The organism is Candidatus Formimonas warabiya, from assembly GCF_002777255.1.
GTDB lineage: Bacteria > Bacillota > Dehalobacteriia > Dehalobacteriales > Dehalobacteriaceae > Formimonas > Formimonas warabiya.
This window is the reverse complement of the sequence record NZ_CP017634.1, coordinates 798394-811629: the sequence shown is the minus strand read 5'-3', so window position 1 is coordinate 811629 and position 13236 is coordinate 798394. Positions and strand designations below refer to the sequence as shown.

Annotated in this window: 13 protein-coding genes and 1 riboswitch; all 13 genes read right to left on the bottom strand. The window is 43.3% G+C overall.

The genetic code is table 11. The annotated features are described in order from the left end of the window. Nucleotides 1-2 precede the first annotated feature (2 nt). Nucleotides 3-551 (bottom strand): PilN domain-containing protein, encoded by a 549-nt coding sequence (locus DCMF_RS03670; protein WP_148133172.1) that lies wholly within the window; start codon nt 549-551, stop codon nt 3-5. Beyond that, on the bottom strand, nt 551-1684 hold the full coding sequence (gene pilM / locus DCMF_RS03665) for a type IV pilus assembly protein PilM (RefSeq protein ID WP_148133171.1): 1134 nt from the start codon (nt 1682-1684) through the stop codon (nt 551-553). The genes DCMF_RS03670 and pilM overlap by 1 nt, the downstream gene beginning before the upstream one ends. 33 nt (nt 1685-1717) lie before the next feature. After that, a complete protein-coding gene (locus tag DCMF_RS03660) occupies nt 1718-3880 on the bottom strand; it encodes a hypothetical protein (RefSeq protein ID WP_148133170.1) in 2163 nt (720 codons plus the stop codon). Nucleotides 3881-3900: 20 nt separating this feature from the next. Beyond that, complete coding sequence (locus DCMF_RS03655; protein ID WP_148133169.1) at nt 3901-4395, bottom strand: PilW family protein; 495 nt, start codon at nt 4393-4395, stop codon at nt 3901-3903. Nucleotides 4396-4406: 11 nt separating this feature from the next. After that, nucleotides 4407-4784, bottom strand: a complete 378-nt coding sequence (locus tag DCMF_RS03650; protein ID WP_214659064.1) for a type IV pilus modification PilV family protein — start codon at nt 4782-4784, stop codon at nt 4407-4409. Nucleotides 4785-4819: 35 nt separating this feature from the next. Next, a complete protein-coding gene (locus DCMF_RS03645) occupies nt 4820-5281 on the bottom strand; it encodes a GspH/FimT family pseudopilin (RefSeq protein ID WP_148133167.1) in 462 nt (153 codons plus the stop codon). A gap of 71 nt (nt 5282-5352) precedes the next feature. Next, nucleotides 5353-7275 carry an O-antigen ligase family protein gene (locus DCMF_RS03640; RefSeq protein ID WP_148133166.1) on the bottom strand — a complete coding sequence of 641 codons (1923 nt, stop codon included), beginning with the start codon at nt 7273-7275 and terminating at the stop codon, nt 5353-5355. A gap of 39 nt (nt 7276-7314) precedes the next feature. Beyond that, nucleotides 7315-8064, bottom strand: a complete 750-nt coding sequence (locus tag DCMF_RS03635; protein ID WP_148133165.1) for a prepilin peptidase — start codon at nt 8062-8064, stop codon at nt 7315-7317. Between the two features lie 55 nt (nt 8065-8119). After that, the gene (locus tag DCMF_RS30025; RefSeq protein ID WP_148137712.1) at nt 8120-8473 is read right to left on the bottom strand and encodes a competence type IV pilus major pilin ComGC; all 354 of its coding nucleotides are present in this window, start codon (nt 8471-8473) and stop codon (nt 8120-8122) included. A gap of 123 nt (nt 8474-8596) precedes the next feature. Next, entirely contained in the window at nt 8597-8926 is a 330-nt protein-coding gene (locus tag DCMF_RS03625) for a competence type IV pilus major pilin ComGC (protein ID WP_148137711.1), read from the bottom strand. 31 nt (nt 8927-8957) lie between these two features. Next, entirely contained in the window at nt 8958-10172 is a 1215-nt protein-coding gene (locus DCMF_RS03620) for a type II secretion system F family protein (protein ID WP_148133164.1), read from the bottom strand. A gap of 74 nt (nt 10173-10246) precedes the next feature. Then, a riboswitch (cyclic di-GMP riboswitch) is annotated at nt 10247-10333 on the bottom strand. A 77-nt stretch (nt 10334-10410) separates the two neighbouring features. Then, nucleotides 10411-11490, bottom strand: a complete 1080-nt coding sequence (locus tag DCMF_RS03615) for a type IV pilus twitching motility protein PilT (RefSeq protein ID WP_148133163.1) — start codon at nt 11488-11490, stop codon at nt 10411-10413. A 10-nt stretch (nt 11491-11500) separates the two neighbouring features. Beyond that, entirely contained in the window at nt 11501-13201 is a 1701-nt protein-coding gene (locus DCMF_RS03610) for a GspE/PulE family protein (RefSeq protein WP_148133162.1), read from the bottom strand. Nucleotides 13202-13236 lie beyond the last annotated feature (35 nt).

Here is a 13236-nt window from a genome sequence, read left to right as displayed (position 1 = left end):
ATTCACTCACTTCCTTTGACCAGTGTTCCGACAATAGAGAACTCATTTAATGTAAGGTTCCCTGCAGTTACTTCACCAGTTTTTCCTAAAGATAGATCGGAAAAGTAGGCCAACTGGTTTAATTCATAGATAAAAACACCAATCTCGGAAACATCCGCGGTTAAACCGGTAATACTGACTTTGCCGCCTTGGCTGGAAAAGCCGGTAATCCACATATCACGAGGCAGATGGTTATTCATATCTTGCAGAATGGTTGTCCAATCAATTCTACCTTCCTGGATCTGCTCCAAATTCTGCAAATCTTTTTCCATTTGGAGGTTTTCTTGCTGATAGCTCTTTTCCAGAGCGTCTTTGGGCATAATCGTCGCGATGCTTTGGTCTAAATGGGCCAATCTGTATTCACAAATCTTAATCCAGGCAAAAAAACCTGTAAAAACAATCAGCACAGTACAAGCAATCAGTCCGGCCAGCATCATCAACAGATTTCTCTGTGTTTTCACAGAGGCCTTTTTTTGTAGTTCAACAGGAAGCAGGTTAATGTTTTTTTTCATTACTCAACCTCCCGAAGAGCTAAACCTACTGCCACTGCAAAAGCAGGGTCCATGTTTTTCACTTCTTTTGACTTTTTGTCGGTCAAGTGCTCTTTGATGGCAATATGCTGCAGTCCTAACGAAACAGGTATCCCCAATTCAGCCTGAAGAAAAGCAGGTAATCCCTTCATTTTAGCCGTTCCTCCCGAAATAATCAGTACTTTGGGCTCATCCCTTTTATACTGGGACCGGTAAAAGTCAATGGATCTCCGGATCTCGCCGGCCAACGGCAGAAGGCTTTCTTTCAGGGCTTTGTCCAGAATAACTTTATCGGGGGGAGCCTGTTCTACGGTTTGCCCCAATAACAATTCCCCGTCCCTTTCCTTAATTACCTGAGCCGCATTAAACTCCAGGCTTGTCGCCAGGGAAACAGCGTTTGTAATCCCATCCCCGGCCATAGGAAGATACCGGGAAAAAATCAATTCATCTCCTTGAAAAATTGCTAAATTGGATGCCTTGGCTCCAATATCCAGACTAATAAAACCTTCTTCTCGAATTGCCTGAGACCCGGTTCTTGTTGCCGTAGTAGTGCCGATGCTGCGCCAGAGAGACAAAGGCTCAATTTCTACGGCTAACAATTCCAAACCTGCCTTGGAAAAGGTTTCATAAACCTGGTAAACTAGTTTTCGAGGAACTCCCACCAAAAGAACGTTAATCTGGGGATTGATCTCTTCTTCCACATTCCCTAGAATGAGATGATCGACAATCATATCCGTTCCAGCGGAAAGAGGGATATACTTATCTGCTTCCCACTTTAATGTGGAAGCTACCTCTTTCGGACTCATTTTGGGAAGCTTAATGAACCGGGTAATGACATTTCTCCCGGAAATAATCGTGACCGCCTTTCTCGATTTATTTCCGGCCTGCTCCATGACGGTCCTAATGGCGTTGACCACTGGTTCCACTTGCAAAATCGCACCGTCGTCAAGAGCACCGGGTGGGGTGGCAATACGGCCCATGGCTGCAATTTGAGGCAGCGGTCCTCCAGCCATTTCCACCAACTTGATATCACGGGAGCCGATATCAATCCCCATGAAACTTTCTTTTTTATTTCTAAATGTACTCCTAAACCATCCACTAATCTTTTTTCGCATTGTTTTTGTCCTTTCATGCAAGCTTATCTGCTATTAGTTAGTACTTTCACTCCAATGATTGACAACAACAGAGCTAATTCCTGAACTGCCGATACCAAATTTCTGGCTGATACTGTCATCACAAATCAACTCACTACTGCTTCCCAAAGTAAAATTCCCGGCAATGACCCCTCCTTGAAGCTTACAACTACTACTGGTAGTAATTTGTCCATTAGAGCCATTGTAGGGCACGCAGAAAAACAGAGCATCTCCCGCCGTAATATTCCAGTTAAAATAAATTTCTTTAAATGATAATAGCATTAATCCATTTGCCTGATGATCTTCTGTTGTAATATTACCGGTAACAGTAATCTTTCCTTTTGATACGATAGTAATAACACCGGTATATGCTCCGGAAACATTTACATTTGATACACTATTATCCACATAATATACTCCACTGCTTAAATTTGATAGGTTGATATTTTCCTGTGTTATCTTTGTTGATTCCTCTTGATACTGTTCCGGAGTAACTTGCGGAATCCCCGGAAATGGCGGAGTAGTTAAAATATTAAATAAAGCAGAAGGTTCAGGAAAACCCGGGAAACTTGGAAAGCTGGGAAAATCCGGGGCCTGGGGGAATTCGCTTTCCTCAATTTGCTTGATTTTATTTGCGGGGAAGTCACGTGGATAACTGCAGGGAGGCTGAACATAATGTATATTTCCTGAAACAGCGTTTCCTCCACCCAAACTTACTGTTTTTCCGTAAACATCGTTACCAAAAGTAGCATGCCACTCTGATGACAGACTACCGTGGCTAACCGTTGTGCCCTTGACTATCCCATCTGATCTTACGTAAATACTTTTATTACTTCCTAATCCAAATACATCTCCGTGGACTGTGGCATTACTTGATTTTAGTTCAATATCACCATAACTAACCATATCACCCAGCACGCTACCGGAACTACCTATGCTAATTCCACCCCGTGCAAAAATACTTCCTTCTGTACCGGCGGAGGATCCCAGACTGACGGTTCCCTCCCCCTGAATTCCTCCGTTAGCCTTGGCACTTGATTCTAAGAAAATATTCTGACTACTATACAAGTTTTGGATGACCTTCGCGGAACTTTTTAACGTAACATTACCGCTGCTCAATAAATCGCCGGTAACCTTCGCAGAACTTTCCAATGTAACGTTGCTCTGACCATATAAATTTTTATCAGTATAGGCATTAGAATTTAAAGTTACTAACTGTTTCCCCTGGATATTACCACCGATATGGGTACCTGATCCTAATGAAATATCCCTTTTCCCATACAGATTTCCTTGAATTGTAGAAGAACTTCCTGTGGTCACAGTGCCGGAACTAAAAAGGTCTTTGGAGACATTCCAATTTGAACCAGTTTTTACATTTTGAATTCCGTACAAATTACCTTCAACAATACAATCGGAACCGGAATCATCAATATTTTGGCTTTGCACATCTCCACCAATATGGGAATACGAGTTAATACTTACTTTCACGCTGCCCAATAAATCACCATCTATAAAAGTTGGTGAATCAAGATTGACTGTACCAGAACTCATTAAGTCTCCCGTAATTCGGTCATTACTGCCTATTCTAGTAGAATCTCCGTACCCAAAAACACTTCCATTAATTCGTGCTTTACTGGAGCCAATATCAATATTGCCTTTTGCATAGACATTTCCCGTAATTTTACATTCATTATTTGTTGTTACTTTACCATCAGAGATCACAGCGACTCCCGATGATAAAAAGGGAGATACGCCGCCGCCAATATTCATTTGCACCTCAGATAATATTACTCGTTTTGCCTTGTCATATTTACCGGTAGAGGATAAGATAAGTTTGCGCCATTTATTTCCAGGATCTAAACCTAGTTTCGTCACCATAATCGAAAAATTCCCCTCATGATTTTCAGTAGCCCCAAAATCTTCCCCTAAAGGGAGCGTATAAGGGAGATTGCTCTCCTTTAACCCAAGTATCGTACTCTGGGTTACTTGATCATGACGCAATGCTGCAATTGCTTTATTCATCCCAGCTTCAGCAATATAATACGCTTTGATTGCATCTACCTGGTTATTAGACATCATGAAATCCATGGTGGAAATCTCCAGAAGACCTGTACCAAGGAAAAGCACAATTAACATAGTAAACACTACTACCACCAGGGTGGACCCTTTATCGTTCATCTTTCATGCTCCCCGTCTCATTAATTGACAGATCTTAACGACACTTTGGATTTGAGGGTGATTAAACTGCCGTTACTTTTCTTCCCTGTCATAGTTATCGTTACAGTCTTAATAGGGACCTCCGGATGATTGGGATCTGGCTCAGGATCATACGCAAAAGAAAGGCCACTGATCCTGCTGACTACCGGCTGAAACCCATCCGACCCTCTTTGTTTTTCTAATTCGTTGCCATTAATTCTGTAACAAATATCTACCCAAGCGGAAAAGGTTGTGTTCGGTACCGTGATTACGATCTTATCGCTTCCCGCTGTCTTAACTGCATCGGCCATACGGATTTCGCGAATCATTAAATCCATTCCAGCACGCAGATTTTGCATGACATCTATATGATCCTCTCCATGGGTCCAGGACTTTAAACCGGAAAACATAAAACTGTATGCGGTAATAAGAACTAATCCCAATAACGCCATGGCCATAATCGTTTCAATTAAGGTAAACCCTTGATCATTTTTCATGGTATTTCCACCTATCTACCAGCTGAGTAGGTTGATATTTCAAGATTTTGAGTGATTCCTCCGACCCGGTATTGCACTCTGATATCAATGGTGTATAGGTTCAACAACTCGTTATTTTTAGTAACTTCCACCTGGTAAAAATAGCCTGGATTATCTTCAAATTCTGCCCAAGAATCGGGGTTTGCCTCAATTACAGCGGGATCTTGTGCCACCTTCTCTTCCATTATTTCTTGGGCAAGGTTAACGGCAATTGTTGTTTCAGTAGACCTGTCAGAACGTTGCTGGCTTCCGTAAAACAAATTTAACATAGGAACCAGGATTATGCCGATAATAAGAAGGGAAAGAACTACTTCCAAAAAAGTGAAACCATCCTCATTTTTACAAGACATATACATTACCTCCAAATAACCCGGGGGAAATTTTCTTACGAGGCTGTGTCGGAAATCCGTACCCGTCCCGTAGTATTCAAGATTATCACATACTTCCTAGCGCCAAATTTGTTTGTTAATGTAAAATGTCCCGCTTTATTAGTAGTTCCGTCAGGATAAAGATCAATAATATTAAAATTAGTCGTGAAATTGACAGACTCAATCAAATTGCTTAGATCACCTGTGTACTTTATTGTATTACTTTCCTTTTCCTTTATGTGGTATATCTTCTCCTCTCTATTTATCAATAAGGTAAAAATTTTTTGTTCCACAATTGCCTTTTGCTGCCACAGCCGAATATCACTGACCATCTGTCTGGCTGCCATATTTAATTCCCACCGGGCTTTTTCTTTTTCAAATTTCGGGTAAGCGATCGTTACAAGAATCCCAAGAATAATAATCACAATTAACATTTCTAAAAAAGTAAAACCTTTTTCGTTAAATAATTTTTTTTTCATGATAAAATCCTCAACAACCTAATAATTAACCTTTATTATTCGACAAAAAAAGAAAGTTTTCCTCTCGCCCATTATTCCTGCTGAAATTTATCGAGTTGGCGCTGGGCTACGGAATTGTGGGGATCCAGCCTCAATATGGATTGAAGTTGTTCTTTCTCCTTGTTATACAGTTCTTGACTATGATAAATTATGGCCAGACCTAAGTGCATTTGCACCTGCGCTTCAGTAACCCGTGTCTTCTCTCCTGAACCGGGAGCATTCCTATAAGCAAAAATACTTTGTGCTAAACCTTGACTCAACACCCTTTCCGCCTCCGCAAATTTCTCCTGAGAGAGATAAAAGTACCCTAGATTAAGGAAAGGCGTAGGAGTAAAGCCGCCCAAATGCACCGCCTGACGCAAATATTTTTCAGCCTCGTCTCTTCGTCCTTCATCCCACAGGATTCGGCCTAAAATTCCGTAGTTTTCGTACTCATAAGGACTCAGATTAATCGCTTTCTGACGCAAATTAACTGCTTGGTCTAGTAAGACCGGATCTTTTGATTCTAAATAAAGATCATAATAATTTTCTGATTGTTTACCGAAATACTCGGCCCGGTAAGGAAATATCCTACAGGCCAGTTGATACTGATTTATTGCTTCCTGATGTTCGCCTGCATCCTGGGCTTTTTCTCCCAGTAGGGCCACACGATAAGCTAGCAATTGTTGTCCGCTGCCCAAAAGAAAGATAAAAATCAAGGCAGCCGCAAGACAATGGGAAGGATGCCTTCTCCCCTCCGCAAAATAGTGGTGCTCTGGAGACTGAAGAGCAGTAACACAACCCAGGAATGTCCAAAACAAAATGGTTACCGTAGGTATATTCCAGGTAAAATCCACAAAAGTATGCAATAAAAAAGCGAAGCCGGCAGCAAGAATGCCCTGGTAAATCCCGGTTTTTCGAACAGCCTTTATCTGGCTAACGGCAAACAGATAAAAAAGAAAGAAAAAAGCTAAAAAAGAAAGAAGTGTAAATATCCCGGTTTCCGCCCAAATCTGGAGGTAATTGTTATGGGCAAACAAGGCCCACCATTTGTCATCATTACGAAAAGAATTATAGGCTATGTGATATGTACCTAGCCCAAATCCTGTAAAAGGACGGGCCATAATCATGTTCCAGGCGACTTTCCAGAAGGCCAAGCGGCCCACTACGGAAGTGGATTCCAGAGAACTGTCCCGGATAACTAGTTGATTCAAAAAATTGAAATTCAACCCAAGATTTTGGAGCCAAGGCGCCACAGAGCTGATAATAAAAGTACTGATAGCTACCACGAAAAATAAAAGGAAGGCTTTTTGACATTTACCAAAAAGCTGTTCCCTGGGAACAAATAGTAATAAAATGGGAAAGGCAATGGCATAAGCCAGGAGGGATCCCCGGGAACCGGTTAGTACCAGCGCATCCGTAATGATGACCAAAGAGACTGCCAGCCATCTGTTTTTCGCCCCATGGAGATAAATACCTATTCCGGCCAAACTTAGCATCGCCAAATACATGCCAAAAGGGTTGGGATTGTTAAACACGGAAATGATGCGGCGAGAATGGACCAATAAAAATAGTAAAATTCCTAAAAGGGCTATAAATGTCCCGATAATCAATACAGCCGCTACCAGTTTTTCCACATCTTTTTCTTTCAGATAGGCTCCGGCCAGATAATAAAGGAGGAGATAGAAAACAAGCTTATATAGTTCCCCTAGCGACTCATTAATATTAATGGTCCATATTAAAGAAATGGCACTGAAAAACAAAAAACAAAGTATGGGCAAATGCAGCACTACAGAAAAAGAATTGCTAGGGATGCCTTTAAGCAAATAATACATGGTCAAGGGAACTACTACTAAATAAGAATAGTAGACCATTTCATGACTGTAGCCGGCCTGGAAAACCGCTGTCAATCCCAGAATAGACATTAATAATAATAAGACCACATTTGTTTTACGTTCTACTTCAATTAACGGCATTTTGCACCCTCAACGTTTCCGCCAGACTTGAATATTCGCTTATTGGAAAAAACTATTTACGTACCATAAAATAAGATCATTTCCCCAGAGTACAGATATTATGGCCCCCAAAGATAAAAAGGGACCAAAAGGAATAGGGTCCTTCCGGGACTTTTTCTTGACTAGCATCAAAGCCAAACCGATGATAGATGCCAATAAGGCAGCCAGAAACAAGGACAGCAGGATAAATCTCCATCCCAGGAAAAAGCCGATTAATCCACCCAGTTTTATGTCTCCCCCGCCCATGCCCCCTCGGCTGACTAGAGCAAGCGTAAAGAGGATGCCACCGCCTACGATTAGGCCGAGAAGAGAATCGCTAAATCTTATAGACGGAATCAATATCTGAAACACGATCCCCGTCCCTAATCCAAAAATGATTAAAAGGTCGGGAATACGGTAATGATCCATGTCAATAAAAGAAACTATGATCAAAAGACTTATCAAAAAGAGAGCAGGAATCAGGTTTTTCGCAACTCCAAAATTCTGATATAAAAGGATAAAAAGTACTCCGGTCAGCACTTCTATACCCGGATAGCGCCAGGAAAGCCTACACCCACAGTAGCGGCATTTGCCCCTTAATAACAAAAAACTGGCTACTGGAACCAGGTCAAAGGGCTTTAGATTCGTGCCACATGCTTCGCAACGGCTGGGCGGAAAAACAATCGATTCTCCCCGGGGAATCCGGCTGATGCAAACATTAAGAAAACTTCCTATGATTAATCCAAAAATAAAAAGGATAAAAAATTCCATTGTTCACCTCAAAAGTAGGGGTATGACAGGGCCATATGGCCCTGTCATGAAACTCTTAATCTTTGTATGTAATAGCTTGAACTACACCATCTTCTCCAAAATCAATCGAAGTAATATCGTCTGGCACGGCCTGCAGATATTTAGGAACTAAATTGTCAAGATCAGTAGGAGTAGTGTCTCCATCCAAAGTACCAGGATACGCTTTGTTGTCAAAATAATACAAGTCTACCGCATTTTGTATTATTTTAATGTCCGCAGCTTCTCTGGCTTTTTCAGCCTGAGCACTCTTATCGGTAAAACGAGGAATAGCAATTGCTGCCAGAATGCCAAGAATAACGACCACCACCATTAACTCAATAAGGGTAAATCCTTTTTCATTTTGGATCATTTTTCGGATTTTCTGTAACATGTTTTCACCTCCTTTTTAAAATTTCTAAGACCTCAAAAAATAATATCTAATGTTCTGCCAGTCAATTTGCCTGGCAAAAGATAACCCCTTTTTAGATTTAACAGTTCGATCAAAATTAATGTCTTATTCAGATACAATCCCGTCATCAGGATCAATCGTATAATGTTCTTCGCTATTTACTTTTACAGGATCCTTAGCGAGATAACCTTCCTCCACTAACTGACTTGTTTCGGTAGGATACTCACCAAAATCCAAATAATATAAATCTACTGCATTTTGAATAATGGTAAGGTCAGCCTTAGTTTTCACTTTCTGGGCTTCGGGTATTTTGTTCGTAAAACGGGGAATGGCAATGGATACCAGGATTCCTAATATCATTAGCACTACCATTAATTCAATCAGGGTAAAGCCACGTTCATTATTAATTCTTTTTTTGAGTATCCTCAGCACCATGCATCACCCTTTTTGTTGTTCGTTATTTTTCTTACTGCGGTACTGTTGTCATGATGGTAAGTAATGGCAACATCATGGCAATAATAATAAATCCCAAAATCAGGCCTAATCCCACAATCATTATTGGTTCCACCATGGTAGAAAGCCTGGACAACATGTTGTCCACTTCCCGGTCATAAAACACGGCTACTTTTTCTAAAAGAGTATCCAGAGCACCGCTTTCCTCTCCGATGGCAATCATCTGCACCGCAATAGGAGGAAAATACCTGGAATCTTCTAAGGGATCAGCAATCCCTTTGCCCCGGAGAATACTTTCCCGGGCCAGCTCTATTTCCTTGGCCATTACCTTATTGCCCAGAGTCCGCTGTACTGTTCCCAGGGCATCCAGAATGCCCACGCCGGACTTTAACATGGTACCCAAGGAGCGGGCAAACCGACTGACGATCATTTGGCAAATCAGCTTTCCAAAAATAGGAACCTTCAAACTTAAGGCATCTAACAGCTCTTTAATATTTTTTAAACCCACCGTTTTTCTTAATCCCAAAAAAACCCCGATCAGGACAACTATAATGAGCCACCAAAAATGGCGCATGGCGTCGCTTACTCCTAAAACCATTCTCGTGGGCAGAGGCAGCGGTTCTCCCGTATCGGGCATCATGCCGATAATTTTCGGCAGCATAAATACCAGCATAAAGGTAATGGCAATGGTGGAAACCACCATAATTACAATGGGATAGGTCATGGCGGATTTGGTTTTTTCCCGGATCTCATGTTCCCGCTCAAAATGGCTTGCCAGCCGGTCCATCACTTCGTCCAAAGCGCCGCTGATTTCCCCCGTTTCCACCATGCTGACCAAGATTTCCGGGAAGACATGGGGAAAGGGCCGGATGGAATTAGCGAAGGAATTTCCGCTTTCCAGGTTGGAAATCACCTGGCCCAAAGCATTCTTCAACCGGAAGTTCTCCGATTGAATTTGCAGAATCTTTAAACAAGCCAGAATCGGCACTCCGGCATTCATTAAGGTAGCCAACTGGCGGCAAAACATGGCCATATCTTTCGCTTTAACCTTGGGATAGTACCGGGGCACGTTAATGTTATAGTTCCGGATCCTTTGGGGAGCAATTTCGGTAATGAAATATTCTCTGCTCCGCAGGTATTCTACCACCTTGCGCTCGTTTTCCGCTTCCATGGTCCCCGAAAGGACTCTCCCACTTAGGTCGCGAACTTTATAGGAAAAAACAGACATTGTCCTTCTCCTCAGGGATGCTAAATTATGTAAAGAACCTGCTGAGCTTATTAAAAAAGCTGCATCAAAGATTTTGATGCAGCCTGGCGATCATAGTCCCCTTGGACTGAAGACCCATAGCTTTGTGCCCTGCTCTTTCGAGTAGTTTACTCAGACTTCTCAATATATTATATTCATAGAAGTACCTATACTTATTTCTCTATGAAATGAGAAAATCCTGCAATGTTTTACAATTTTTTTAAAAATTTTCCCCAAAATTTTGGGAACTGTTCTCTTTAAACAATCCGTTAAGATGGATGCCATGCACTACCGCCGTCTCCGCACTGACAGTACCTGCGAGAACAAGCTTTTTGAAGGAAGCCTCCAGGGTTTGCATGCCATACTGCCCTCCGGCCTGAATCATGGAATTAATTTGATGGGTTTTTCCTTCCCGAATTAAGTTGCGCACCGCCGGGGTCCCAATAAGAACCTCCACCGCGGCAATACGTCCCTCTTTATCTGCCCGCTTCACTAAGGTTTGAGAAACAATGCCCTGGATGGTAGCGGCCAACTGTACCCTAATCTGGGTTTGCTGATGAGGAGGAAACACATCTACAATCCTTTCCACCGTCTGGGCTGCACTGGACGTGTGCAAGGTGGCAAAAACCAAGTGGCCGGTTTCCGCTGCAGTTACTGCAATGGAAATGGTTTCAATGTCCCGCATCTCGCCGACCAGAATCACATCCGGGTCCTGGCGCAGGCCGGCTCTCAAGGCCCCGGCAAAAGACATGGAATCACTGCCGATTTCCCTTTGATTGACGATAGAATTGCGGTGGCAATGAATAAATTCAATGGGATCTTCCAGGGTCAAAATATGCCTTTTCTGCTCCCGGTTGATTAAATCAATCATGGCCGCCAACGTGGTGGTTTTGCCGCTTCCGGTAGGCCCGGTGACCAGAACCAGACCCCGGGGTTTTTTACATAAATCGTTTAAAACAGAGGGCAAATGCAATTGTTCCAAGCTTAATATTTGGGAATTAATGGTTCTGATGGCAGCGGAGTAAGTGCCCTTTTGCTTAAAAACATTTACCCGGTAACGGCCGACACCATCAATTTCATAGGAAAAATCCACTTCCCCGTTTTTTTCCGCCAGGGCTAGGAAGCGTTCGTCCATCATCTGCCGGCACAACTTTTCCGTTGCTTCCGGAGTAAGAATATCCCAGGCATCCTGGGGTTTGATATCACCATGGAGGCGAAACACGGGAGGCCGGCCCACGGTAAGGTGGGTATCCGATGCTCCCGCCTGTTTTGCCCTGATGAGAATTTCATTAATATCCATAGGTACCCCCTTACAGTTCTTCCGTAGAAGCAACGCGCATGATCTCGTCGATGGTGGTAATACCGATTAATGCCTTTTGAATGCCGTCTTGTGTAATGGTGACCATTCCTTGTTCAATGGCAGATTGCCTAAGCTCATTGGCAGGGGCCCGGGCAAGAACCAATTTTCTCTGTTGCTGGGTCATCACCAGCATCTCCTGAATCGCCATACGCCCCCGGTACCCGGTACTTCCGCATTGTTGGCATCCCGTACCCCGGTAAAGGGTTACCGGTACGCCGTCCCGAATGCCGAGAAACCTCCGCTCAGGCGTATCGTTGGGCAACTCGTAAGGTTTTTTGCAGATCGGGCAGATCACACGTATTAAACGCTGGGCGACAATGGCAACAACGGAAGATGCGACCAAAAAAGGTTCCACGTCCATGTCGACCAGCCGGGGCAAAGCGCCCGCTGCATCATTGGTATGAAGGGTACTGTAAACCATATGGCCTGTCGTCGCCGCCCGCACCGCAATACTGGCTGTTTCACTGTCCCGGATTTCCCCCACCATAATAATATCCGGATCCTGCCGCAAAATAGCCCGCAAACCGGTGGCAAATGTCAGTCCGGATTTTTGATTGACTCGGATTTGATTAATCTGGTCAATCACATATTCGACCGGATCTTCAATGGTAATGATATTTTTTTCCGGAGAAAGAATTTCATTCAGGGTGGAATACAAGGTGGTTGTTTTCCCGGAACCGGTAGGTCCGGTAATCAGGATCATGCCGTAGGACCGTTTTACTTGCTGGCGATACTTTTCCAAGATGTCCGGGGAAAAGCCCAATTGGTCCAGCTTAACCACCACAGCGTTTTTGTCCAGAATCCGAATAACCGCCTTTTCCCCAAAGATGGTGGGAATGGTGGAAACCCGCAGGTCAATGTTTTTTCGGTCCATTTTAATCTGAATTCTTCCGTCCAGGGGAATCCTTTTTTCCGCAATATCCATTTCGCCCATAATTTTGATTCTGGAGAGAATGGAGGCAATAGACTGTCTGGGCAGGATCATCATATCCTTCAGTACGCCGTCAATCCGGTAGCGTACCCGAAACTCTTCCGCGTGAGGCTCAAAATGAATATCGCTGGCCCGTTCCCGTATCGCCTGCTGGAATAAGGAGTTCACGATCCGTACCGTAGGTGCTTCCTCCGTCAAATCATCAGGGATTTCGTCCAAATCAAAAGTGGGCACGTTGGCGCTGGGCATCACCTCAAATTCCCGGACGGCCTGATTGATCAAATCCTGAAAGCCGAACAACTTTTGCACGGCGGACTCAATCTCTCTTTCCGTAGCTAAAACCGGTTCAATGATGCATCCCGTAGCAATTTGTAAATCATCTAAAATCACCACATTCAAGGGATCCACCATCGCCACCGTCAATTTATTGCCTTCTTTTTTGATCGGTACAATGCGATGCTGGCGGATCAGATTGTCCGGAACCAATTTGATGGTGTCGGGAAGGAGCAGGATATTACCCAGTTTAATTTGGGTGATGCCCAATTGCACTTCTAAAACATTGGCGATATCCTGTTCTGAAACATAGCCCAGATTTACCAGAACCCGGCCCAAACGGTCGCCGGTTTGCTGCTGCACCCGCAAGGCCTCTTGAAGTTGGGCAAAATTAATGACCCTGCTTTCAATGAGCAGGTCTCCCAGCTTTTTCTTAATGTTTGCCATGACATTTTCTCCCCAAATATCGTCTAGATCTAATT

Excerpts from the sequence above, each read along its gene's own strand:
- DCMF_RS03670 (WP_148133172.1), bottom strand. The coding sequence starts at position 551 with ATGAAAAAAAACATTAACCTGCTTCCTGTTGAACTACAAAAAAAGGCC.
- pilM (WP_148133171.1), bottom strand. The coding sequence starts at position 1,684 with ATGCGAAAAAAGATTAGTGGATGGTTTAGGAGTACATTTAGAAATAAA.
- DCMF_RS03660 (WP_148133170.1), bottom strand. The coding sequence starts at position 3,880 with ATGAACGATAAAGGGTCCACCCTGGTGGTAGTAGTGTTTACTATGTTA.
- DCMF_RS03655 (WP_148133169.1), bottom strand. The coding sequence starts at position 4,395 with ATGAAAAATGATCAAGGGTTTACCTTAATTGAAACGATTATGGCCATG.
- DCMF_RS03650 (WP_214659064.1), bottom strand. The coding sequence starts at position 4,784 with ATGTCTTGTAAAAATGAGGATGGTTTCACTTTTTTGGAAGTAGTTCTT.
- DCMF_RS03645 (WP_148133167.1), bottom strand. The coding sequence starts at position 5,281 with ATGAAAAAAAAATTATTTAACGAAAAAGGTTTTACTTTTTTAGAAATG.
- DCMF_RS03640 (WP_148133166.1), bottom strand. The coding sequence starts at position 7,275 with ATGCCGTTAATTGAAGTAGAACGTAAAACAAATGTGGTCTTATTATTA.
- DCMF_RS03635 (WP_148133165.1), bottom strand. The coding sequence starts at position 8,064 with ATGGAATTTTTTATCCTTTTTATTTTTGGATTAATCATAGGAAGTTTT.
- DCMF_RS30025 (WP_148137712.1), bottom strand. The coding sequence starts at position 8,473 with ATGTTACAGAAAATCCGAAAAATGATCCAAAATGAAAAAGGATTTACC.
- DCMF_RS03625 (WP_148137711.1), bottom strand. The coding sequence starts at position 8,926 with ATGGTGCTGAGGATACTCAAAAAAAGAATTAATAATGAACGTGGCTTT.
- DCMF_RS03620 (WP_148133164.1), bottom strand. The coding sequence starts at position 10,172 with ATGTCTGTTTTTTCCTATAAAGTTCGCGACCTAAGTGGGAGAGTCCTT.
- DCMF_RS03615 (WP_148133163.1), bottom strand. The coding sequence starts at position 11,490 with ATGGATATTAATGAAATTCTCATCAGGGCAAAACAGGCGGGAGCATCG.
- DCMF_RS03610 (WP_148133162.1), bottom strand. The coding sequence starts at position 13,201 with ATGGCAAACATTAAGAAAAAGCTGGGAGACCTGCTCATTGAAAGCAGG.